Source organism: Streptomyces sp. NPDC030799, from assembly GCF_055572255.1.
Map to the genome: position 1 here is coordinate 236,434 of NZ_JBVIDS010000014.1, position 22,149 is coordinate 258,582.

19 protein-coding genes are annotated in these 22,149 nt (G+C 71.6%); 4 read left to right on the plus strand and 15 right to left on the minus strand.

Annotation, left to right across the window (positions count from 1 at the left end; all coding sequences use genetic code 11):
- Position 1 precedes the first annotated feature (1 nt).
- From ACZ41I_RS31925 to ACZ41I_RS31935, 3 genes are all read right to left on the minus strand, one after another.
- Complete coding sequence (locus ACZ41I_RS31925; RefSeq protein WP_468515691.1) at positions 2-808, minus strand: GNAT family N-acetyltransferase; 807 nt, start codon at positions 806-808, stop codon at positions 2-4.
- A gap of 73 nt (positions 809-881) precedes the next feature.
- Entirely contained in the window at positions 882-2,837 is a 1,956-nt protein-coding gene (locus tag ACZ41I_RS31930) for an IucA/IucC family protein (protein WP_468515692.1), read from the minus strand.
- A 209-nt stretch (positions 2,838-3,046) separates the two neighbouring features.
- Entirely contained in the window at positions 3,047-4,438 is a 1,392-nt protein-coding gene (locus ACZ41I_RS31935; protein ID WP_468515693.1) for a diaminobutyrate--2-oxoglutarate transaminase family protein, read from the minus strand.
- Positions 4,439-4,812: 374 nt separating this feature from the next.
- On the opposite strand from ACZ41I_RS31935, the gene ACZ41I_RS31940 reads away from it, so the two are divergent.
- A complete protein-coding gene (locus ACZ41I_RS31940) occupies positions 4,813-6,039 on the plus strand; it encodes a trypsin-like serine peptidase (RefSeq protein WP_399772486.1) in 1,227 nt (408 codons plus the stop codon).
- A gap of 73 nt (positions 6,040-6,112) precedes the next feature.
- Here ACZ41I_RS31940 and hflX read toward each other — a convergent pair whose 3' ends face one another.
- From hflX to miaA, 6 genes are all read right to left on the minus strand, one after another.
- Entirely contained in the window at positions 6,113-7,603 is a 1,491-nt protein-coding gene (hflX, locus tag ACZ41I_RS31945; RefSeq protein WP_468515694.1) for a GTPase HflX, read from the minus strand.
- Positions 7,604-7,758: 155 nt separating this feature from the next.
- Positions 7,759-9,411, minus strand: a complete 1,653-nt coding sequence (locus ACZ41I_RS31950) for a M1 family metallopeptidase (RefSeq protein ID WP_468515695.1) — start codon at positions 9,409-9,411, stop codon at positions 7,759-7,761.
- A 141-nt stretch (positions 9,412-9,552) separates the two neighbouring features.
- Positions 9,553-11,841: a RelA/SpoT family protein gene (locus ACZ41I_RS31955; RefSeq protein WP_399772494.1), complete on the minus strand. Its 2,289-nt coding sequence runs from the start codon at positions 11,839-11,841 to the stop codon at positions 9,553-9,555.
- A 284-nt stretch (positions 11,842-12,125) separates the two neighbouring features.
- Positions 12,126-12,995 carry a diaminopimelate epimerase gene (gene dapF / locus ACZ41I_RS31960; RefSeq protein WP_399772496.1) on the minus strand — a complete coding sequence of 290 codons (870 nt, stop codon included), beginning with the start codon at positions 12,993-12,995 and terminating at the stop codon, positions 12,126-12,128.
- Positions 12,996-13,168: 173 nt separating this feature from the next.
- Positions 13,169-13,702, minus strand: a complete 534-nt coding sequence (locus ACZ41I_RS31965) for a hypothetical protein (protein WP_399772583.1) — start codon at positions 13,700-13,702, stop codon at positions 13,169-13,171.
- A 107-nt stretch (positions 13,703-13,809) separates the two neighbouring features.
- Positions 13,810-14,748: a tRNA (adenosine(37)-N6)-dimethylallyltransferase MiaA gene (gene miaA, locus ACZ41I_RS31970; RefSeq protein WP_468515696.1), complete on the minus strand. Its 939-nt coding sequence runs from the start codon at positions 14,746-14,748 to the stop codon at positions 13,810-13,812.
- A 182-nt stretch (positions 14,749-14,930) separates the two neighbouring features.
- Here miaA and ACZ41I_RS31975 point away from each other — a divergent pair, with 182 nt between their 5' ends.
- Both ACZ41I_RS31975 and ACZ41I_RS31980 read left to right on the plus strand, forming a co-directional pair.
- Positions 14,931-15,224 (plus strand): hypothetical protein, encoded by a 294-nt coding sequence (locus tag ACZ41I_RS31975; protein WP_363218034.1) that lies wholly within the window; start codon positions 14,931-14,933, stop codon positions 15,222-15,224.
- 23 nt (positions 15,225-15,247) lie between these two features.
- On the plus strand, positions 15,248-15,532 hold the full coding sequence (locus ACZ41I_RS31980; protein WP_363218033.1) for an antitoxin: 285 nt from the start codon (positions 15,248-15,250) through the stop codon (positions 15,530-15,532).
- Between the two features lie 172 nt (positions 15,533-15,704).
- Here the strand turns inward: ACZ41I_RS31980 and ACZ41I_RS31985 are convergent, their stop codons facing one another.
- The 6 genes from ACZ41I_RS31985 to ACZ41I_RS32010 all read right to left on the minus strand — a co-directional run bounded on the left by ACZ41I_RS31985 (position 15,705) and on the right by ACZ41I_RS32010 (position 21,250).
- A complete protein-coding gene (locus tag ACZ41I_RS31985) occupies positions 15,705-16,418 on the minus strand; it encodes a class III extradiol dioxygenase subunit B-like domain-containing protein (protein WP_468515697.1) in 714 nt (237 codons plus the stop codon).
- A gap of 65 nt (positions 16,419-16,483) precedes the next feature.
- Positions 16,484-16,771 (minus strand): hypothetical protein, encoded by a 288-nt coding sequence (locus tag ACZ41I_RS31990; protein WP_468515698.1) that lies wholly within the window; start codon positions 16,769-16,771, stop codon positions 16,484-16,486.
- Positions 16,772-16,831: 60 nt separating this feature from the next.
- Complete coding sequence (gene miaB, locus ACZ41I_RS31995) at positions 16,832-18,361, minus strand: tRNA (N6-isopentenyl adenosine(37)-C2)-methylthiotransferase MiaB (protein ID WP_363218030.1); 1,530 nt, start codon at positions 18,359-18,361, stop codon at positions 16,832-16,834.
- A gap of 513 nt (positions 18,362-18,874) precedes the next feature.
- Positions 18,875-20,443: a multicopper oxidase family protein gene (locus ACZ41I_RS32000; RefSeq protein WP_468515699.1), complete on the minus strand. Its 1,569-nt coding sequence runs from the start codon at positions 20,441-20,443 to the stop codon at positions 18,875-18,877.
- Positions 20,440-20,901 (minus strand): hypothetical protein, encoded by a 462-nt coding sequence (locus ACZ41I_RS32005; protein WP_399772511.1) that lies wholly within the window; start codon positions 20,899-20,901, stop codon positions 20,440-20,442. Before ACZ41I_RS32005 ends, ACZ41I_RS32000 begins: the two co-directional genes overlap by 4 nt.
- A complete protein-coding gene (locus tag ACZ41I_RS32010) occupies positions 20,894-21,250 on the minus strand; it encodes a darcynin family protein (protein ID WP_363218027.1) in 357 nt (118 codons plus the stop codon). Before ACZ41I_RS32010 ends, ACZ41I_RS32005 begins: the two co-directional genes overlap by 8 nt.
- 138 nt (positions 21,251-21,388) lie before the next feature.
- Between ACZ41I_RS32010 and ACZ41I_RS32015 the strand changes: the two genes are divergently transcribed.
- Positions 21,389-22,132: a TetR/AcrR family transcriptional regulator gene (locus ACZ41I_RS32015; RefSeq protein WP_399772515.1), complete on the plus strand. Its 744-nt coding sequence runs from the start codon at positions 21,389-21,391 to the stop codon at positions 22,130-22,132.
- Positions 22,133-22,149: the final 17 nt, after the last annotated feature.

The window sequence follows — 22,149 nt, forward strand, 5'->3', positions numbered from 1 at the left end:
GCTACAGCACCTCGCGCAGGACCCGGTCCCGGATCATGAGGGCGGCCCGCTTGGCGGGCAGCTCGACCTCGTCCGCGAACCGGAAGCCGGCGTTGAGGAACGCTGCGACGGAGGGGATGTTGTGAAGATCGGGCTCCGCCACGATGCGTGCGCAAGCGGGACGCCGGTCGAGGATCAGGTCGGCCACGGCTCGCAGCAGGGCGGATCCCAGCCCCCGCCCTCGATCCGCGGCCCCACCGACGAGCACGTGGACCCCGGTGTCATGGGGGCGGGCCGGGTAGTGGCGGGCCAGGGGATCCAGGTCCGCCCGGTAGATCTCCCAGTAGCTCATCGGTGTGCCGTCCAGCACGCCGAGACACGGCACGCTGCGGCCGTCGCCGTCGAGTTGGGAGCGCAGGTGGTCCTCCGTCCGGTTCCGGGGGCCGGCCAGGTCCCAGAACTCCGAGACGGCGGGGTCGTTCATCCAGCGGTGGATGAGCGGCAGGTCTGCGTCGATGCGCACGGGCACGAGCCGGAAGGAACCGACCCGCGTGACCACTGTGCCCCAGGTGGGGAGTTGGTCCAGGAGATGGGCCGTCCCGCCGGCGAAGAGGGCGAGGAAGTCCGCGGGCAGATGCAGGTCGAGCGTGTCCTCGCAGTCGGCGTCGTCGTCCTCGACGGCGAATCCGGCGTAGGGGGTGCGCCGGGTGACCGCGCCGTCGGCTCGTGGGCCGGCGGAGCCCCCTCGGGCAGCGGCCCCCGGGGCGACGGGAGCACCCGGCCGGGCGGGACCGGGGCCGGAGTCGGCGTTCGCGTCGGTGGGAGGCATGGTGCGCTCCTCTCAGGAGACGAGGTGGGTCATGTTCCTCGGGACGTGCGGGGCGAGGCGAGGTGGGGTTCGCTCAGGAGTGCAGGGGGTTGGCGACGGTGACGTAGACGGACTGGGTGTCGACCGGGCCGACGAGTTCGTCTAGGCCGTGCAGCCGGGTCAGCAGGTTGGCCTTGCAGCGCAGGACGGGCGAGTCGAGCAGATGGCAGGGCAGGGAGGTGCGCAGTGCGGCGGGCCCTGCCGCGACGTCGGTGAGGAAACGGCGGAAGGCCGCGAGGAGCAGCCGTTCGTCGGCGAGGCGCTGGGAACCGAACGCGCCGATCAGGCCCAGCACATTGTTCACGGCGAGGTAGTAGGCGAAGCGTTCGTCGGTCACTTCGTCGGAGACGAAGGTGTCACTGCGCTCGCCGATACCGGGCAGCCGGGCTTCCAGTTCGGCTCGCCGGGACTCGCGGAAGTAGTAGCCCTGGTTGTCGCGGTAGCGGCCGCCGGCGGGCCAGCCGGCGCCGTCGAGCAGCAGCAGGGTGTTCTGCTGGTGGGCCTCCAGGGCGATGCCGGCCTCGCCGTCCAGCCAGAGCACGGGACGGACGACGTGTTCCAGGTACCGGAGGAACCACTCCGCGGCCACGGCTGCGACGGGCCGTCCGGTGCGTACGGCGAGCCGTTCGACGAGCTGGGCCAGCCGGGAGCGCATGGGCCAGGTGGTCCGGTGGAGCGAGGAGTCGCCGTCCGGGTCGGGCACGGGCCGCAGCGCGAGGAGTCCCGCCACGCAGCCGACGTCGTCGGTCGGAGCGAACGGGTTGTGCCTGATCACCACGTCGAGTCCGGGTACGGGAAGCCCGTCCGGGGCGTCCACGCCGAGCCAGGCCGGGTCGCGGACGATGTCGAAGGACGGGTGTGCGGCCTGCCATCGCTGGGACAGGCCGGTGCGCAGCAGCCGGTGCACCTCGACTCCACGGTGGAGTTCCTTGCGCAGGTTCTCGCGGCGGGAGTTGGTGATGCGCAGGCCGAGAGACAACTTCAGCATCGCGGGGGCGCCCGACCGGTGGACCGTGCGGACGGAGGAGGTGGGGTGCCAGCCGGTGCCGAGAGGGCCGAGGTCGTGCAGGAGCCCGGAGTCGAGCAGTTCGGCGACGGGTTCACGGTGGCACAGCTCACGGGCCTGCCACGGGTGCAGCGGCAGGGCGGCGTGACCGGGGGGCACCGGGAGGTCGGTCTCCGCCAGGCGCCGGATGAGGTGCACGGCCGGGACGGGACGGCCGCGCTCGGTCCAGGCCGAGTCGGTGGCGAGAAGGGCGGGGGCGACAGCCATCCAGTGCAGGGGGAAGGAGCCGCGCAGCTCTGGTGAGTACCGGCGGGTTTCGCCCTCGGTCAGGCCTTCGCGGCTCTTGGGGGTCGGGTGCAGTGGGTGTCCGAGGAGAAGGGCCTGCTCGGCGGAGAGAAAGAGGTCGGGGACGTCGGCGGGGTGCTCCCGCCGGTCGCGGATGAAGGTCGCGGTGCGGCGCTGGGAGTCCGCCACCCTGGCCACGAGATCACCGTCGTCCACGTGCCCTGCGGTTTTGAGGTCCGGTGCGGAATCTGCGCTGCCCGTGTCGCCGGCCGTCTCCCGGGCGAGCAGAGCCGCCAGGGTCACGGCGTCGACCGCAGGGGCGGCCACGGGGGCGCCGACCAGGCGTGGCGGACCGAAGCGGTGCAAGCCCGTCGGTGACCAGTAGCGGACCGGCGCGAGCAGGGAGGTGCCGCTGGCCGGAAGCGGAAGGCAGAGCGTGCCGCTGTGGGGGGCTGCGAGGTTGCTCTCCCGTACCCGGCACCGCAGCAGGTTGTCCACGGCGGCGGCCTGGGCCACGGTGCGCGGGTCGGGATCCTCCAGCAGGTCGGCGCCGGGCTCGGTCACTCGGGTGAGGTCCACGGTGCGCCTCTTCTGCTGGGGAACCGACTCGGCGAGCGGCACATGAGAGGCCGGGATGCCGGGGTCTCCCGGTTCGTCGGGAGCACCGGAGCTGCCGTCGGGGGTGGGGGTGGCGTTCATGACGGCTCCTCGTGGGCTGACCGGGCGGTGCGGGGCTTGAATTGGCGGTGTCGGCACTGAGAGCGGGGTGACCGAGGGGGCTGTGGATGTGTCAGGGAAGGCCGCTTTCGACCTGAACCTCTTTGGCTGCGGAGGGAGTCGGAGGGAGGAAGGGAACGGTTTCCGAGGCTGGGGCCGGCTCGGCGACGGAGGCGGTGCCGGTGCGGCTCTCAGCCTGCGCGGTGAGTGCGGGCCACCGCTGCCACCGCGTCCGTGAGGCGGTCCAGTACGGCTGCCGCCTGTTCGTCGCTGATCGTGAGCGGCGGAAGCAGCCGGACCACGGCCGAGTGACGGCCGCCCAGTTCGACGATCAGTCCTCGCTGGAGGCACTCCCGCTGGACGGCCGCGGCGAGTTCGGGCGCGGCCCGAGGCGGGGTGCGGGTGGGCTCCGGACCGGTGGGCAGGGGACGGTGGTCGTCGGGCTCGGCGCCGATGCCTTCCGGGTCGACCATTTCGACCCCGATCATCAGTCCACGTCCCCGCACCTCCCCCACGCACGCGAACGTGCCGGCGAGTTCTGCGAGTTGCGCCAGCATGCGGGAGCCGAGGGTGGCGGCTCGTTCGGCGAGGCCGTTCTCCCGGACATGGGTGAGCGTCGCGGTGCCCGCGGCCATGGCGAGTTGGTTGCCCCGGAAGGTTCCCGCGTGGGCGCCGGGCGGCCAGACGTCCAGATCGTCGCGGTAGACGATCACGGCCAGCGGGAGGCTGCCGCCGATGGCCTTGGACAGGACCATGACGTCGGGGCTGATGCCGCTGTGGTCGACGGCCCAGAAGGCGCCGGTCCTGCCGACGCCGGTCTGGATCTCGTCGGCGATCAGCGGGATGGACCGGTCGGCCGTGAGCTGCCGCATGCGGCGCAGCCAGCCGTCCGGCCCGGGAATCACCCCGCCTTCGCCCTGGACGGGTTCGAGGATCATCCCGGCCGGCAGGGGCACGCCTGACTTGGGGTCGTCGAGGAGGGACTCGGTCCAGCGGGCGGCGAGTTCGGCGCCGCGCGGTCCGCCGACACCGAAGGGGCAGCGGTAGTCCTGCGGATAGGGCAGACGGGCGACCTGGATGTCGCGGGCCCCGCCGGAGGCGGCCAGGGCACCGGCGGTCATGCCGTGGTAGGCGCCGGTGAAGGCGAGGATGCCGGCGCGGCCGGTCGCGGCCCGGACCAGTTTGAGGGCGGCCTCCACGGCATCGGTACCGGCCGGTCCGCAGAACTGGACACGGGCACGGTCGGCGAGGCCGGACGGGAGGGTGCGGAACAGTTCGGTGATGAAGGCGTCCTTGACGGGGGTCGCCAGATCGAGGACGGAGAGCGGGGCGCCGGAGTCGAGGACCCTGCGGATGGCCTCCAGCACGACCGGATGGTTGTGGCCGAGGGCGAGCGTGCCGGCGCCGGAGAGGCAGTCCAGATAGCGGCGGCCGTCGGCGCCCTCGATGGTGAGCCCGCGCGCCCGGACCGGCACGATGGGCAGGGCCCGGGCGTAGGTGCGGGCCGAGGACTCGCGCGCCGACTGGCGTCTGAGGATCCCCTCGTGCACGGCACGCGCTTCCCCGTGCAAGCCTCCAGCCATCGACTCCGTTACGGCCACGGCGCGCTGTCCTCCCCGCTGTTCACAGGCGTGTTGATCCGCGGGGACCGGGTGCAGGCAGCTGGCCCCCCACCGCTACAACCCCGGACCGTTCGACGGGTTACGGGTTCTCTCAAGATCGTCCATGGGGCGTTGTGGGCGAGTGGACGTCAAATCGGTAGATCTCCGGATGATTGGCCAGGTCAGACGGCTTGTAGCCGAACCGTTGCCGTTCCGTCGGAACTCCCCCACAGCGAGCGCATAGTGTGTGATGCCGTTCCCAGACGGCCGTGAGACCGGCGTGAACTCCCCACGAGTTCGCGGCGGGTGTCGCGTCCGCAGCGCCATATACCTTCATCACAGGGGGAGTCACAAGCATGCGATCCATACGGCCGTCGTTCACCGTTCGGCGGGGGAGGGGCCCCCGCCGTACCTCCCCCGCAGTGGCGGCGGTCGCCCTCGCCTCGGCGCTGGCCCTGACCGCCACCGCCTGCAACGGCGACGACGACAACGCCGGCGGCAGTCCGACCCCCTCCGTGACCGCGGCCGGCACCGGCGACGGAAAGATCAGGATCCCGGACGACCTCAGGAAGAGGCTCAAGGAGCACGGGATCGACATCGACAAGTGGAAGAACGGCGACTGGAAGAACTGGAACAAGCAGGACTGGCTGCGCGAGGCCAACGATTTCATCAACCCGATCATCAAGGGCCTGTGGGACCCGGACCGGATGCGCCACGCCAACGACCCCAACAAGGGGGTCGACGACAACGACATCTCCGGTGACCAGGGCGTGACGGACCCGACCCCGCAGCCCGTGAAGGCCAAGGCGGTGGCGCCGCCGTACCACACCAACGCGGCCACCTCCGGCAAGGTGTTCTTCGACTCCCCCGAGGGTCACATGGTGTGCTCGGGAACGGTCGTGGAGGACCCCGCGCACCCGGGCAAGTCGAATCTCGTCTGGACGGCGGGTCACTGTGTGCACGCCGGCAAGAGCGGCGGCTGGTACCGCAACATGGCCTTCGTGCCGTCGTACAACAACTCCGGCAAGTCGGCCGCTCAGCTGCAGCACGCCAGCAGGTCGGAGGTCGCCCCGTACGGCGTCTGGTGGGCCGACGCGGCGAAGACCTCGCAGCAGTGGATCGACCAGGGCGGCGCGACCGGCGGCAACGGTGCCTCCTACGACTACGCGGTGATCCACGTGACGCCGGAGCAGGGCAACAGCGGCAGGTCGCTGGAGGAGACGGTCGGCGGGGCTCTGCCGGTCAACTTCAACGCTCCGGCGGTGCCGAAGGTGAAGAGCATCACCGCGTCCGGCTACCCGGAGGCGGCTCCGTTCGACGGTCAGCTGCTCTACCAGTGCACGGACAAGCCGGGCCGGCTGTCCCTCGCCCAGGCGGACCCGACGATGTACCGGATCGGCTGCACGATGACCGCGGGCTCCTCCGGAGGCGGCTGGGTGGAGACCGGCTCCGACGGCAAGCCGGCGCTGGTGTCCAACACGTCGATCGGCCCGGTGACTTCGGGCTGGCTGGCCGGGCCGCGGCTGGGGCCCGTGGCCAAGGGTGTGTATGAGTCGGTGAGCAAGAAGTTCGCCGGGCAGTAAGGACCCGCGCCCCTTCCGGCACGCACGAAGGCCCGCCCTCTCGAAAGGGGGCGGGCCTTCCGCATGAGCGTGGTCAGGCCGCCGAGACCGCAGCGTACGGCGCCAGGTCCGCCGCCAGCTCCTCGTGGACCCGGACCTTGAGCAGGGTGCCCTCCGCGGTGTGCTCCTCGGAGATCACCTCGCCCTCGGTGTGGGCGCGGGCGACGAGCTTGCCGTGCGTGTAGGGCACGAGCGCCTCGATCTCGACCGACGGGCGGGGCAGGTCGTTGTCGATCAGGGCGAGCAGCTCGTCGAGGCCCTGGCCGGTGCGGGCCGAGACGGCGATCGAGCGCTTCTCGACCCGGAGCAGCCGCTGCAGGACCAGCGGGTCGGCCGCGTCCGCCTTGTTGATCACGACGATCTCGGGCACGTCGGTGGCGCCGACGTCCCGGATGACCTCGCGCACGGCGGCGAGCTGCTCCTCCGGGGCCGGGTGCGAGCCGTCCACCACGTGCAGGATCAGGTCGGAGTCACCGACCTCCTCCATGGTGGAGCGGAACGCCTCGACCAGGTGGTGCGGCAGGTGCCGGACGAAGCCGACGGTGTCCGCCAGCGTGTACAGCCGGCCGCTCGGGGTCTCGGCCCGGCGGACGGTCGGGTCCAGGGTCGCGAACAGGGCGTTCTCGACCAGGACGCCGGCGCCCGTGAGGCGGTTGAGCAGGGAGGACTTGCCGGCGTTGGTGTAGCCCGCGATGGCGACCGACGGCACCTTGTTGCGCCGGCGCTCCTGGCGCTTGATCTCACGGCCGGTCTTCATCTCCGCGATCTCCCGGCGCATCTTGGCCATCTTCTCGCGGATCCGTCGCCGGTCCGTCTCGATCTTGGTCTCACCGGGACCACGCGTGGCCAGGCCGCCGCGACCGCCACCCATCTGCCGGGACAGCGACTGACCCCAGCCTCGCAGCCTCGGCAGCATGTACTGCATCTGCGCGAGCGCGACCTGCGCCTTGCCCTCTCGGGATTTGGCGTGCTGGGCGAAGATGTCCAGGATCAGGGCCGTACGGTCGATGACCTTGACCTTGACGACGTCCTCCAGCTGGATCAGCTGGCCCGGGCTCAGCTCACCGTCGCAGATGACAGTGTCCGCGCCCGTTTCGAGGACGATGTCCCGCAGCTCCTGAGCCTTGCCGGAGCCGATGTACGTGGCCGCGTCGGGCTTGTCACGGCGCTGGATGACGCCGTCCAGCACGAGCGCGCCCGCGGTCTCCGCGAGGGCCGCCAGCTCCGCGAGGGAGTTGTCGGCGTCCTGCGCGGTGCCCGTGGTCCACACCCCGACGAGCACGACCCGCTCCAGGCGGAGCTGTCGGTACTCGACCTCGGTGACGTCCTCCAGCTCGGTGGACAGGCCCGCCACACGGCGCAGCGCCGCGCGCTCCGAGCGGTCGAACTGTTCTCCGTCCCGCTCGCCGTCGATCTCGTAGCTCCAGGCGACGTCCTCTTCCATCAGGGCATCGGCCCGAAGCCCCTCGGAATAGGCGTGCGCGAGGCGCTTGGTGTCCTGGGAAGGGGAAGAAGAGGAGGTCATTGGATCCTTACGTCGATGGGATGCCGTTACGGCGTCGGTACACGGTCCTGCCGGGCCGCTGATGGGTCAACGCTCGAGTACCCCGGGAGATTCCCGTGTCCCGTCTCGCGCCGACCCGAAGATGGTCGCACGCGGCGGCACGTCCCGTCACCGTGTTATCGCCCGGCCATCGGCTTGGCCGGCCTCTGCGTCCCGACCGGCCCCGACGGCTTCCGGTGCGACTGCGGCGCCCTGGCCTGCCCCGATGCCTTCCCGTGCGCCTTCGGCGCCTTGCCCGCGCCCGACGCCTTCCGGTCCGGCTTGCCCGACTTGGCGGGGTCCGAGGCCTTCCAGTCCGCGTGGCCGGGCATCGGCGGTGTCTTCTCGCCGTACAGCCAGGCCTGGAAGAAACCGCCCAGGTCACGGCCGGAGACCGTCGACGCGAGCCGGACGAAGTCGGCGCTGGTGGCCGTGGAGTCCCGGTGCGTGCGGGCCCATTCCCGCTCCAGTCGCTCGAAGGCCGGCCGGCCGATCTCCTGCCGCAGGGCGTAGAGGACGAGCGCTGCGCCGTCGTAGATGTTGGGCCGGAAGATGCCGATCTTCTGGCCGGGGGAGGGCGGCTTGGGCAGGCCGGGCGGGCCGCCGGCCTCGCGCCAGCTGTCGGAGGCGGCGTACGCGGCCTTCATGCGGTTCGCCAGGGACCGGTGGGCGGTCTCCTCGGCGTACAACGCCTCGTACCAGGTGGCGTGCCCCTCGTTCAGCCAGACGTCGGACCAGGTGCGCGGACTGACGCTGTCCCCGAACCACTGGTGGGACAGCTCGTGCACCATGATCGACTCCTTGTACCACCGGGGCAGGGAGGACTCGGTGAAGAGGTTCTTCTCGAAGAGCGACAGGGTCTGTGTCTCCAGTTCGAAGCCGGTGGACGCCTGCGCCAGGAGCACGCCGTAGGTCTCGAACGGGTACGGACCGACCTTGCTCTCCATCCAGGCGATCTGGCCGGGCGTCCTGGCGAGCCACGGTTCGAGGGCCTTGGCGTCGGCGCTGGGCACGACGTCACGGACCGGCAGCCCGTGCGGTCCCTCGCGGTGCAGTACGGCGGACCGGCCGATGGACACCTGGGCGAGTTCGGTGGCCATGGGATGACGGGTGCGGTAGATCCAGGTGGTGGTGCGCCCGGCCCGGTGCCCCCCGGCGGGCAGACCGTTGGCGACGGCGGTGTAGCCGTTCGGGGCGGTGATGCGGAAGGTGAACATCGCCTTGTCGGACGGGTGGTCGTTGCACGGGAAGACCAGGTGGGCGGCGTCGGCCTGGTTGGCCATGGCGAGGCCGTCGGAGGTACGCACCCACCCTCCGTCCTGCTCCTTGACCGCGGCCGGATCGCTGGTGTGCTTCACCGTGATCCGGGTCCAGCTGCCCTCCGCGAGCGGGTGGTCCGGGGTGACGACCAGGTCCTCGCCCGCGCTCGTGAAACTCGCCGGATGCCCGTCGACCTCGACGGACCGCACGGTGCCGTGCGCGAAGTCCAGGTTGATCCGGTCCAGGTCGGCGGTGGTCCAGGCGTCGATGGTGGTGACGGCCTGGAGCGGCTTGTCGTTGGTGCCGGGATAGGTGAACGACAGGTCGTACGACGTCACGTCGTAGCCCGGGTTGCCCAGGTACGGGTAGAGCCGGTCGCCGACGCCGAGGGGCTTGGCCGGGGCCCCGGCGGCGACGAGACAGACGGAAACGGCGGAGGCGAGCAGGGCCGCCTTGCGGTACCGCGAGACACGCGGCTGGGTCCGGGACTGCGAGCGGGCACGGCGGCTGAAGCGGGCGGTGAGCGGCATGCACCACCGCTACCAGGGCGCTTGGGCGCTACGACGGCGACGCGCGCCCGACCCACCCGAACGGGTCCCGACCGGCGGCCTTCTGCGCACAGCACGGCGGCGCTCCGACGCGCGGTGAGCCCAGCGTCACCGGGTGGGTCCTCAGGGTGCCGGGGCCTGGTGCTGGGCGCGGGTCACGTCGTAGACGCCAGGGACGTCCCGCATGGCGCGCATCAGGGACGGCAGGTGGGCCGCGTCGGGGAGCTGGAGGGTGTAGGTGTGCCGTACCCGCTGCTGGCTGGGCGGTTCGACGGTGGCGGAGACGATGTCGACGCCCGCCGAAGCGATCGCCTCGGTGAGGTCGGCGAGCAGATGGGGGCGGCCGAACGATTCAGCGACCAGCGTGACCCGGCACTCGGTGGTGTCTCCCCAGCGCACGCCGATCTCCGTGCGCCCCCGGCCCTTCATGTCCGTGACCGCCGCGCACTCCGTCCGGTGCACGGTCACCACTCCCCCGCGTACCGCGAAGCCGGTGATCTCGTCCGGCGGCACGGGCGTACAGCACCCGGCGAGCCGCACGGCGGCCCCCGGGCGGTCCGCGAGCACGTCGGCGCGCCGGGGGCGGGACGGAGCTCCCGTGACGGGGCCGGCGGCGGGGCGGTGCGGGGCGGCGCCGGCGGGGGCAGGGCGCGGCGGGGCGGTGACGCCGGCGGGGGCCGCCGTATGCGCGGGGCGGGGTGCGGCGGTGTCCTCGGCGGGTTCGGCGCGTTCGCCGGTCGTCCCGTCCTCTCCGGTGCCGCCCCCGGGATGCGTGGCCAGCCAGCGCTGGATGGCGATGCGGGCGGCCGGGGTGTGGGCGTGCTCCAGCCATTCGCGGGAGGGCTCGGAGGCCGGGTCCTGGCCCATGAGGAGCTGGACCGTGTCGCCGTCCCGCAGAACCGTGCTGAGGGTGGCCAGGCGACCGTTGACTCGGGCGCCGATGCAGGCGTGCGCGTCCTCGCCGTACTGGGCGTAGGCGGCGTCCACGCAGGTGGCGCCCTCGGGCAGGCCGAGCGTGCCGCCGTCGGGGCGGAAGACGGTGATCTCGCGGTCCTGGGCGAGGTCCTCGCGCAGGGTGGACCAGAAGGTGTCGGGGTCGGGCGCGGCCCGCTGCCATTCGAGCAGCCGGGAGAGCCAGCCGGGGCGGGTGGGGTCGACGCGCTCGCCGTCGGCGGGGCCCTCGGATGCGGAGGCGTCGGCTGTGGGGGCGTCGGCTGCCGGGGCGTAGGGGTTGCCGAGGGCGACGACGCCGGCCTCGGCGACCTTGTGCATCTGGTGGGTGCGGATGAGGACTTCGACGACCTGGCCGTCCTGACGGGCGACGGCGGTGTGCAGCGACTGGTACAGGTTGAACTTCGGTACGGCGATGAAGTCCTTGAACTCCGAGACGACCGGCGTCATACAGGTGTGCAGTTCGCCGAGCACGCCGTAGCAGTCCGCGTCCTCTCCCACCAGCACCAGCAGACGGCCGAAGTCGCTGCCGCGCAGCTGTCCGCGCTTGCGGGCCACGCGGTGCACGGAGACGAAGTGCCGGGGGCGGATGAGGACTTCGGCCTGGAGGCCGGCCTCGCGCAGCACGCCTCGCATCTCGTCGGCGACCTCGGCGAGCGGGTCGTCCGGGCGGGCGGCGTTCTCGGCGATCAGTTCCCGTGTGTGCTCGTACTCCTCGGGGTGCAGGATGGCGAAGACCAGGTCCTCCATCTCCGTCTTCAGGGCCTGCACGCCGAGGCGTTCGGCGAGCGGGATGAGGACGTCGCGGGTGACCTTGGCGATCCGCGCCTGCTTCTCGGGGCGCATCACGCCGAGGGTGCGCATGTTGTGCAGACGGTCGGCGAGTTTGATCGACATCACGCGCACGTCGCTGCCGGTGGCGACGAGCATCTTGCGGAAGGTCTCGGGCTCGGCGGCGGCCCCGTAGTCGACCTTCTCCAGTTTCGTGACGCCGTCGACGAGATAACGGACCTCCTCGCCGAACTGTTCCCGCACCTGGTCCAGCGTCACATCGGTGTCCTCGACGGTGTCGTGGAGCAGAGAGGCCGTCAAGGTCGTGGTCTCGGCGCCGAGTTCCGCAAGGATCAGGGTCACGGCGAGCGGGTGGGTGATGTACGGTTCACCGCTCTTGCGCATCTGGCCGCGGTGCGAGGACTCCGCGAGGACGTAGGCGCGGCGCAGCGGGTCGAGGTCCGCGTCGGGGTGATGGGCGCGGTGCGCCTCCACCACGTGGCCGATCGCGTCGGGCAGCTTGCCGCGGACGGCGGGGCCGAGCAGGGCGGCCCGGCCCAGTCTGCGCAGATCGAGCCGTGGCCGGGACTTCCTGCGGTCCGCCCGGGGCACCACGGGCGCGGTGGCCGCCGCGGATGCTGTGGGCGCTACCGGGCCAGGGGTCGCAGGGTTCGTGGCCTCCGCACTCATGGGCACCTCCGGCTCGTGGACCGGCGGACGGGGCCCCAGGGCGTACGCGGCTCAGGGATGGCGACGTTCCCCCGTCCGTGCCGGTGCTTGATGCTACCGAGCCCACCACGTGCGACCGACCGCCTCTCGGCGAGCGTGAAACGGATCACCCATTCGAGCGACGGAAAGGAGGTTTAGTAATTGCGCCAACCGCCCTTGGGCCGCCAGCGGTTGGGAACGTCCTCGCTCGCGGGAAACCGCTGATCCGGGAGCCGGAGGGCGTCCTGCTCGTCAATTCCGCCGGGTCAGCGAAGCGCGTTTTCCAGCCATTCGCCGTCGATCTCGCCCTCCGCGACGATCACGGCGGGTCCGGTCATCTCGACCTGGCCGTCGGGCCGCTCGGTGATGACCAGGCGGCCGCCGGGCAGATCGACGGTGTACGTGGCCGGGGTGCCGGTGACGGCCGGGTCGGCTCCGTCGCGCCGGGCGGCGGCCACGGCGACGGCGCACGCGCCCGTGCCGCACGAGCGGGTCTCGCCGGAACCGCGCTCGTGCACCCGCATGGCGACGTGGCGGGGGCCACGATCGACGACGAACTCGACGTTCACCCCGTCCGGGTAGGCGCCCGCGGGGCCGACCGGCGGCGCGTCGTACAGGGTGCCGGCGTGTGCGAGGTCCTCGACGAAGGCGACCGCGTGCGGATTGCCCATGTTCACGTTGCGCGCGGGCCAGCTGCGTTCGCCGACGCTCACGGTGACGTCGCCCTCCGGCAGCCGGGCGCTGCCCATGCCGACGGTGATGTCACCGTCCTTGGCGATGTGGACGGTCTTGACGCCCGCGCGCGTGGCGATCGCGAGGTCACCCTCGCCCACATGTCCTGCGTGCTGGAGGTAGCGCGCGAACACACGGACTCCATTGCCGCACATCTCGGCGACCGAACCGTCGCCGTTGCGGTAGTCCATGAACCACTCGGCCTCGGCCGCCATCGACGTGGCCTCCGGGTGCGCGGCCGAGCGCACCACGTGCAGCACACCGTCGCCGCCGATTCCGGCCCGGCGGTCGCACAGGGCGGCGACGGCGGCCGGGCTCAGGTCGAGGGCGTTCTCCGGGTCCGGGACGATCACGAAGTCGTTCTCGGTGCCGTGACCCTTGAGGAAGGCGATCCGCGTGCTCATTCCTCGATCCTACGGGAGCGCTCCGCTCGGGTCGGCCGACGGAGGCAGGGGGTGGTGCCGGGTCGGCCGACGGAGACGAGGGGTGGTGCGGGACTGCGCACGACTGCGGGCCGCCGGGGGTTGCTCGCGCAGTTCCCCCACGCCCCTATGGGGCGTGTCGGCTCGCGGTGTGTTCAGCGCAACCGTGCCACGCGCCACATGGCGAGGATCACGACTACGGCCACCAGCAGGACATATCCGAGTACGACCCGCCAGTCGGGGCGGCGGCCCGAGCCGCGTGCCGGCAGCCCCGGCCAGGTGTAGCCCACGCGGCGGGCGGCCATCATGCCCCAGCCGGCGGCGCAGGAGCAGATCAGCAGGCCGAGCATGGCGATGACGGCGCCGCTGTCGCCGAAGTCGAAGGCGAGCGGGAAGGCGAACATCAGGGAGCCGACCGCGGACAGACCCACGATGGGGGCGAGCTGCCAGAGGCGCAGCCGGCGCTGCGGGCGCAGCTCGACCTCGACCTCCGGACCGCCCGGGTACATCTCCTCGGGCTCCGGCCCGTCGTCGGTCACCCCGTCCGGCGTCTCGTCGGGGCCGTCGTCCGTCAGCCGGGCTTCGGCAAGGGCGTCCTCGGCGAGCCGGCCCTCGGCCGGGCCCGGTTCGTCACCCTTGGTGGTGACGTGCTCGGTACTTTGTGCGGTGTCGCGAGGGCCGGCCTCCATCGCCACGCGCCCTCCCAACTAGGCTCCACTTGGTCGATCGAAGCTCGATGATGGCACGGCCTCGAAGGCCGCGATGACCGGCGACGCATCCCGATGCCATGACGTGATCAGGCTGTAACCGGTCGTTCGACCAACGCCAGGGCCTGCTGCGGAAGTTCCCCGCGATCCGCCACGGCCCCACTCAACCAGTGCACCCGCGGATCGCGCCTGAACCACGAATCCTGACGGCGCGCGAAGCGCTTGGTCGCACGGACGGTCTCGGCCCGCGCTTCCGCTTCGGTGCACTCCCCCGCGAGCGCCGCGAGCACCTGCTGGTAACCCAGCGCGCGCGACGCCGTGCGCCCCTCGCGCAGCCCCTGCGCCTCCAGTGCACGCACCTCGTCCACGAGGCCCGCCTCCCACATCCGGTCGACGCGGCGCGCAATGCGCTCGTCCAGTTCCGGACGAGTCACGTCGACCCCGAGCTGGACGGTGTCGTAGACGGAGTCATGACCCGGCAGGTTCGCGGTGAAGGGCCGGCCGGTGATCTCGATCACCTCCAGCGCCCGGACGATACGACGGCCGTTGCTCGGCAGGATCGCGCGCGCGGCCTCCGGATCGGCGGCGGCCAGGCGGGCGTGCAGCGCGCCCGAGCCGCGCAGGGCCAGCTCCTCCTCCAGGCGCGCCCTGACTTCGGGGTCGGTGCCGGGGAACTCCAGATTGTCCACGGCCCCACGGACGTACAGGCCGGAGCCGCCGACCAGGATCGGCCAGCGGCCGTCGGCGAGCAGTGCGTCGATCCGGGCGCGGGCCAGCTTCTGGTACTCGGCGACGGAGGCGGTGACCGTCACGTCCCAGATGTCCAGCAGGTGGTGCGGGATGCCGCCGCGCTCCTGCGGCGTCAGCTTGGCGGTGCCGATGTCCATCCCTCGGTACAGCTGCATGGAGTCGGCGTTGACGACCTCCCCACCGAGCTGTTGTGCCAGGAAGACGCCGAGATCGGACTTTCCGGCCGCGGTGGGTCCGACGACGGCGATGACGCGGGGGCTGGGGGGTGCACTGCTCACCGCACCAGTCTCGCAAACCTCCTGGCGGTGCCTCGAACGAGTTACGTGACGGGTGGGGTCGCTGGTCGTTGCCCGTGGCGAGATACCGCCCTCGGTCCGCCGGAGGCGGTGACCCGGGCGGCGCAACCGTACGCACCGGGTAACGCGGGAATTCGCCCGCACGAGTACCGTATGGAGTGGATATGGGCGTTTTTGCACGACTCCTCGGCAGGTCGAAGGCGACTCCGGAGGCGTCGGTCGCCGAGGCGGAGGCCGGCGCGGAGTCGGCAGGGGCCGAGGCGACGGAAGCGGAGTCGGCGGAGGCGAAGGCGGCCGGTTCGGCAGAGGCGAAGGGTTCGTCCGGGGACGGGAGCGAGGACGTGGCGGCCGGATCGGACGCCGGTGCGGACGACACGTCCGACGGCTCGGGCATCCCCAAGCAGCAGTCCGCCGAGGAAGCCGCCGACAACGAGGCCGGCGAGAACGCCCGCAGGTAACCGCCCGTGAGGGAAGGTGGACCATGGGTCTGATGGACAACATGAAGGCCAAGCTCGGCCCGGCCAGGGACAAGGTGTCGGACCTCGCCCGGCAGCACGGGGACAAGGTTCAGCACGGCATCGACAAGGCCGCCAAGGTCGTGGACGAGCGGACCAAGCACAAGTACAGCGACAGGATCCAGGCGGGCACCGGCAAGGCCAAGGAGGCGATGGACCGCCTCGCGCACAAGGAGGGTCCTGGCCCGCAGACGGTCACCGGCGATCCGACCACCCCCACCCGGCCGGAGGGCCCGCCACCGGCTTCCTGAGTCTCCTGAAGGGCATGTGGGATCGGCGGACGGTCGTGGAGCACAACACCGCTCCCGGCCGTCCGCCGTTTCGCGCATGCGGCGAGGTCCCCCGCCATGTGCCGCCGCCGCGGAACCGGTGGCCACCAGGCCGGTCGGATGCCTACGACCAGCCTGCCAAGTCAGCTACCAGCTAGGACCAGGTCGCCACCACATAGCCCACGCCGTAGGGCGCGTCCTCGTACAGCAGGGCGCCGGTGAGGTCGGCGGCCTCGGCGGCGCCGGCCAGGATCTGCCAGGGGGCCCGGCCGGCGGCCTTCAGTTCGTGCGCCAGCTCGGCATCCAGCGCCTGGACCGCCGCCACGTCCGCCGCACCCAGCGCCCGCGCGACCTCCGCGTCGAAGGGTGCCGCCCGCTCGTCCAGGTAACCCGGCGCCTTGAGCGTGCGGCACGCGCTGGCGTCTCCCATCACCAGCAGCGCCACCCGCCCGGCCCGGGCGCCGATCTCCCTACCGGCTTCGACACACCGCTCAGGCGCGAGCGTTTCCCCCACACCGAGTCCCTCGATCGGGGCATCCGCCCACCCGGTCCGCTGCAGCAGCCACGCGGCGACGGCCAGTGACGGCGGCAGCTCGCGCTCGCCGACGGTGTCCGTCACGGGCCCGAGGCGTACGTCCAGGTCCACCCCGAATCCGCGGAAGGATCCGCGGGTGCCCTGCGGATACGATCCGCGCCCGCTCTGCTCGGCGGTCCCGACCACCACCAGGAGGTCCGGCCGGGCGGCCGCGAGCACACCGAGCGCGTCGGCGCAGGCCGAACGCACGGCGTCCATCTCGGGTGCGGCACCCGCGGCGACCTCGGGCACGAGCAGCGGAGGGCAGGGACAGACTGCGGCGGCGACAAGCATGATCGGCAGGGTACGCGGTCACGTACCCGGACACCTTGACAGCCCGACGGCCCGACGGCCGGCGGTCAGTAGGTGATCGGGCCCGAGTCCCACTCCAGCTCGGTGAACAGGAAGTGGTAGGTGAACACACCGCCGGACGAGCCGTCCCCGGCCAGCATCCAGCCGTCACCGGTGCGATACCGGCGCATCCGCACCGGATACCGCGGATGCCTGGGCTGATACAGGCGTACCAGCTCCCCGAACCGCGCCTCGGCCTCCTCGCGCGTGCCGTCGATGGTGGCCATCAGCTCGTACTGCCTGCGGTACGGCCCCTGGCCAGGCGGTTTGTCCAGCAGCAGCGCCCATCGAGGCATCAGCTCGTCCCCGTCCCCCGTGTGCAAATTGTCGACAAGTATCCAGGCCGGCCGGGCCGGTCAGTCGCAGCCGCAGCCGGAGCCCGTGGCGACCGGCAGCGGCTCCGGTACGCCGATCTTCGGCAGGCCCAGCATGACCCCCGCCGGCTTGGCGGCCTCGGCGGCGTTGCGCTTCTCCCAGGCGTCTCCCGCGCGCGTACGGCGCACGTCGAGGACGGCGCCCTCGGCGAGGAGGTGGTGCGGGGCGGCGTACGTCACCTCGACAGTGACCACGTCGCCGGGGCGGACCTCCTGCTCCGGCTTGGTGAAGTGGACGAGCCGGTTGTCGGGAGCACGGCCGGACAGCCGGTGCGTGGCGCCGTCCTTGCGGCCCTCGCCCTCGGCGACCATCAGCTCCAGTGTGCGGCCGACCTGCTTCTTGTTCTCCTCCCAGGAGATCTCCTCCTGGAGGGCGACCAGCCGCTCGTACCGCGCCTGGACGACCTCCTTGGGGATCTGGTTCTCCATGGTCGCGGCAGGGGTGCCGGGCCGCTTGGAGTACTGGAAGGTGAAGGCCTGCGCGAACCTCGCCTCGCGGACCACGTGCAGCGTCTGCTCGAAGTCCTCCTCGGTCTCGCCGGGGAAGCCCACGATGATGTCGGTGGTGATCGCGGCGTGCGGGATTGCGGCGCGCACCTTCTCGATGATCCCGAGATAACGCTCCTGCCGGTACGAGCGGCGCATCGCCTTCAGGACCGTGTCCGAACCGGACTGCAGCGGCATGTGCAGCTGCGGCATGACGTTCGGCGTCTCGGCCATCGCGGCGATGACGTCGTCGGTGAAGTCGCGGGGATGCGGGGACGTGAACCGCACCCGCTCCAGCCCCTCGATGCTCCCGCAGGCCCGCAGCAGCTTGCTGAAGGCCTCGCGGTCACCGATGTCGGAGCCGTAGGCGTTGACGTTCTGGCCGAGCAGCGTGATCTCGGAGACACCCTCGGCGACCAGCGCCTCGACCTCGGCGAGGATGTCGCCGGGGCGGCGGTCCTTCTCCTTGCCGCGCAGGGCCGGGACGATACAGAAGGTGCAGGTGTTGTTGCAGCCGACGGAGATCGACACCCAGGCCGCGTACGCGCTCTCGCGCCGGGTCGGCAGGGTGGACGGGAAGGCCTCCAGCGACTCGGCGATCTCGACCTGCGCCTCCTCCTGTACGCGGGCGCGCTCCAGCAGGACGGGCAGCTTGCCGATGTTGTGCGTGCCGAAGACGACGTCCACCCAGGGCGCCTTCTTCACGATGGTGTCGCGGTCCTTCTGGGCGAGGCAGCCGCCGACCGCGATCTGCATGCCGGGCCGCGAGGCCTTCTTCGGCGCGAGCCGGCCGAGATTGCCGTACAGCCGGTTGTCGGCGTTCTCACGGACGGCGCATGTGTTGAACACGACCACATCCGCGTCCCCGTCCGAGCCCTCGGCGGCCCGCACGTACCCGGCCTCTTCGAGCAGCCCGGCCAACCGCTCGGAGTCGTGGACGTTCATCTGGCACCCGTAGGTTCGGATTTCATAACTCTTAGATCCTTGAACGTCCACTGTCAGGCTCCGGTCGGTGCTGCTCGTCATGGGTCAAGGGTAGGCGCTGCCCGGAGATCCCTGCCCCGTGCTCCCCGGGGGCCCATGGTGACCGCGGCGACGATCCGCTTGAGGAAGTCGTGCACCACGATCCACTGGTAGTGCCACCGCACGAGCCGCCGGGCACGGTCGAAGACCTCCTCGTCGACCCCTGGCAGTGGCTTGAGCAGGCTTGATCGCGAACCATCGGGCAGCGCGCGACGCCCAGCCCCGGTGGGTACTGGAGGGGACAGGCGAGGTCACCCTCACCCTCCAGAAGCTGCACTCCGCGATCACCGCGTTTCCCGCACACCCGCGCCTGCCCAGCCATGGCTGGCTCCGCCGGACTTCGAGCAACGCTGTGCCCGAGCAGGCCGCCCATGTCGTCCAGCCGCACAGCTCGCCCTGCGGGGAGGCAGCTCATGAGGGAGCAGCTCACAAGGAGCGGACCTTGACGGCGATCACCGCCCGGTGCGAGCTGTTTCCTGAGGACCGGTGCCCCGAGCCCGGCGCTCGGCGTACGGCCTACACCACCTCGTAGTTGGCCATCATCGCCATGTCCTCGTGCTCCAGGTTGTGGCAGTGCAGCATGTACCGGCCGCGGTAGCCGCGGAAGCGGACCAGCACGTCCACGACCTCGTACGGCCGTACGTCCACCGTGTCCTTCCAGCCGGCATCGGTGGGCCCGGGCGCCCGGCCGCCCCGTGCAAGGACCTGGAAGTGGGCCAGGTGCAGATGCACGGGGTGGTGGAAGTCGCTGGTGAACCGCCAGCGTTCGACGGTGCCGAGGCGCGGGCGGGCCAGGATCTCAGAGGTGCTGAAGGGGCGGCCGTTGATGGTCCACGCGTCGTCGGAGCGGCGGAAGTCGAAGTGCCGGACGGCGACGGCCGACGCCGGGTGCAGGGCCGCGTACCGGGACAGGCGCGCGGGGACGTGGCTCGCGTCCTTCTCCTTGCGGGCGACGCGGAAGCGCATGATCTGGCGCATGCGGCCGTCCGCCAGGGCGTTGACCAGGGTGACGTGGCTGCCCACCGGGCAGTCGGTGAAGTCCACGACCGTGTCGAAGCGTTCGCCGGGCGCCATGGCGATGCCGTTGAGCCGCTGGGGGGCGGCCAGCAGGCCGCCGTCGCCGCCGATGTGCGTGAAGGGCAGCGTGCCGCCGTCCTCCCGGCGCAGGAGCAGGTGGTAGCGACGGGCGTTGGAGGCGTTCAGCAGACGCAGGCGGTGCCGGGTCGCGGAGATCTCCGCCTCGGGCCAGGGCGCGCCGTTGACCAGCTGTACGTCGCCGAGGACGCCGTCCATGTACGCGTCCTGGACGCCGGGCGCGCCGGTACAGGTGGGCGAGTGGCCGGGGTAGCGGAAGGAGCCGTCCTCCTCGAAGGCGCGGTCGCAGATCATGAGCGGGACGTCCCGCTCGCCGCCGGGCAGCGGCAGGGCGTCCTCCTCCTGGTCATGGACGAGGAACATGCCGGCCAGACCGCGCCAGACCTGCGGTGCGCTGAAGTCCATCCGGTGGTCGTGGTACCAGAGCGTCGCGGCCCGCTGGTCCATCGGGTACGTGTACGTCTTGTAGCCCTCCGAGACCGTCCAGTCGGACGCGGGGGCGTGCATGCCTCCCGTTCCGTGGCCCTCGGTTTTGAACTCGGCGCCGCACCGGGCGGGTACGACCACATCGGTCGGATAGCCGTCGGAGTGCGGCGGGGTGACGCCCCCGTGCAGGTGCAGGGAGGTCGGCACGGACAGCTTGTTGAGGACCCGCACCTCCATCCGGCGCCCCGAGCGGGCGGTGAAGGTGGGGCCGGGGAAGACGCCGTCGTAGCCCCAGACGGTCGTCCTCAGACCGGGGATGATCTCCACGGCCGACGCGCGCTGCGTGATGTCGTAGTACTCCGCGCCGCCCTCGGTGCGGGACGGACGGGCGCGCGGCGGCACGGGCAGCGGCACCGCGAACTGCCGGGGCAGCCGGATCCTGCTGGTCAGGACGGCTCCTGTGCGCTCGCCCGACCACTTCTCGTACGCCGCTGCTCCGGCCGGTACGGCCAGGCCGGCCATGGCACCGGCGCTCAGGCCCAGGATTCTCCGACGGGACGTCATCCGGCCTCCCGGCCCTGGTACGTACACGCCCAGCAGGCCAGCGCCACGCCGGTGCCGAACACGCCGAGCGCCAGCGGGACATGGCCGCCCAGCAGCCGGGCCGCGCCCAGCCACATCTGCGCCCCGACCAGCACGACCAGGCCGGCCGCGAGCGCGAAGGGCCAGGCCGGTCCCCGCGTCGCGCGCCACACCAGCAGGGCGGCCACGGCCTCGACGAGCGCGATGACGGCGACCAGCTGGGCGTTGGCCGCGTGCAGGTCGAGGAAGCGCACATCACCGGTGATGAACAAGCCGGCCAGGGCCGCCTGGAACAGGGTGTCGAAGAGAAACAGCAGCGAGGTGACCCGCAGCAGGGTGAGCGGCCAGGTGCGGGACCGCTCCGCGGCTCTGCCGGATTGCGGCTCCTCCTCCGTCGGGCGCGGACGGGGAACTGCAGCCTCTGTGGACGTGTCAGTCACGCGCCACCTCGCCGCCCCCGACGCGGGCCTGGGCCTCGAACGCCCGGAACCCGGCCTCGATGCCCATGAAGATGTCGTTCATGACGAGGTAGCCCTGCGCGATCAGCGGCGAGTCGCGCAGCTCCTCGATGAGGAAGTAGTACGCCTTGAGGTCTTCCGTCTCCAGCACGGCGAAGTCGGAGAAGGCGGTGGTGAACGCCTCCGCGTCGAAGAAGCGGGCCGAGACGCGGTCGGCGTACCTGGCGAACACCGGTTGGATGTGGGCCGCCGCCATCGCGTTCCGCTCATCGCGGGAGAGCGCCAGCCAGGCCGGGGTGAAGGTGTAGGTCAGGATGATCGTCGTCTTCACGACAGAGGTCCCCCGTTTTCACAAAGCAGCGTAAGCAGTGTAAACGCTGTTAGCTTACCCCGTTTACTGCGGTGACAGGCGTTAACCTGACCAGGCGCGGGCCGGTCGGCGGAGCCGCGTCGGGTCAGGAGGCACAGCGTGGGCAGCGAGACCGCTTCGGCGTCGGCGCGACGGGCTCGGCAACGCGAAGAAGTGCGCGAGCGCCGGCGCGCCGAGACGAAGTCCGAGATCCTGCGGCATGCCCGCCGACTGCTGGTGGACGAGGGCCCGGCCGCCGTCTCCCTGCGTGCCATCGCGCGCGAGATGGGGATGACCGCTCCGGGGCTGTACCGCTACTTCGCCGACCACCGTGAGCTGGTCCAGGCCCTCACGGCCGCCCTGTACGACGAGCTGGCCACCGCCCTGGAACACGCCCGCGACCAGGCACCCGAGCAGTCCCCGCGGGGCCGCTTCACCGCCGCCGCCCGGACACTCCGGGCCTGGGCACTGGGCCACCGGCCGGAGTTCACCCTCGTCTTCAGCAAGCCGATGCCCGACGCCGACTGCGCACCGGGCGACCCGTGCCATACCGCCGGCTGGCGCTTCGGCGGCGTCTTCCTCGACCTGATGCTGGAGTTCTGGCGGGCCGGCACGCTCCCGCTTCCGCAGGCCGGCACCCTCGACCCGGACTGGCTCCGCCAGCTGGCGGAGATGAGGGAGCACATCGAGCCCGAGCAGCCGCCCCTGGAAGCGCTGTACGTCTTCGTCCTCGCCTGGTCCCGCCTGTACGGCATGGTGTCCATGGAAGTGTTCGGACACCTGGACTTCGCCCTGACCGACCCCGAGCCCCTGTTCGAGCACAGTCTCCGCGACATCGTGGAGCTGCTCGAAGCCAGGCACTGACAACCGCCTCAGGCTCT

Coding starts and splice junctions, on each gene's coding strand:
- ACZ41I_RS31940 (WP_399772486.1), top strand. CDS start 4,813: ATGCGATCCATACGGCCGTCGTTCACCGTTCGGCGGGGGAGGGGCCCC.
- ACZ41I_RS31980 (WP_363218033.1), top strand. CDS start 15,248: ATGGGTCTGATGGACAACATGAAGGCCAAGCTCGGCCCGGCCAGGGAC.
- ACZ41I_RS31990 (WP_468515698.1), bottom strand. CDS start 16,771: ATGCCTCGATGGGCGCTGCTGCTGGACAAACCGCCTGGCCAGGGGCCG.
- ACZ41I_RS31965 (WP_399772583.1), bottom strand. CDS start 13,702: ATGGAGGCCGGCCCTCGCGACACCGCACAAAGTACCGAGCACGTCACC.
- ACZ41I_RS32000 (WP_468515699.1), bottom strand. CDS start 20,443: ATGACGTCCCGTCGGAGAATCCTGGGCCTGAGCGCCGGTGCCATGGCC.
- ACZ41I_RS31975 (WP_363218034.1), top strand. CDS start 14,931: ATGGGCGTTTTTGCACGACTCCTCGGCAGGTCGAAGGCGACTCCGGAG.
- ACZ41I_RS31950 (WP_468515695.1), bottom strand. CDS start 9,411: ATGCCGCTCACCGCCCGCTTCAGCCGCCGTGCCCGCTCGCAGTCCCGG.
- dapF (WP_399772496.1), bottom strand. CDS start 12,995: ATGAGCACGCGGATCGCCTTCCTCAAGGGTCACGGCACCGAGAACGAC.
- ACZ41I_RS31930 (WP_468515692.1), bottom strand. CDS start 2,837: ATGAACGCCACCCCCACCCCCGACGGCAGCTCCGGTGCTCCCGACGAA.
- ACZ41I_RS31935 (WP_468515693.1), bottom strand. CDS start 4,438: ATGGCTGGAGGCTTGCACGGGGAAGCGCGTGCCGTGCACGAGGGGATC.
- ACZ41I_RS31955 (WP_399772494.1), bottom strand. CDS start 11,841: ATGAGTGCGGAGGCCACGAACCCTGCGACCCCTGGCCCGGTAGCGCCC.
- ACZ41I_RS31985 (WP_468515697.1), bottom strand. CDS start 16,418: ATGCTTGTCGCCGCCGCAGTCTGTCCCTGCCCTCCGCTGCTCGTGCCC.
- miaB (WP_363218030.1), bottom strand. CDS start 18,361: ATGACGAGCAGCACCGACCGGAGCCTGACAGTGGACGTTCAAGGATCT.
- ACZ41I_RS31925 (WP_468515691.1), bottom strand. CDS start 808: ATGCCTCCCACCGACGCGAACGCCGACTCCGGCCCCGGTCCCGCCCGG.
- hflX (WP_468515694.1), bottom strand. CDS start 7,603: ATGACCTCCTCTTCTTCCCCTTCCCAGGACACCAAGCGCCTCGCGCAC.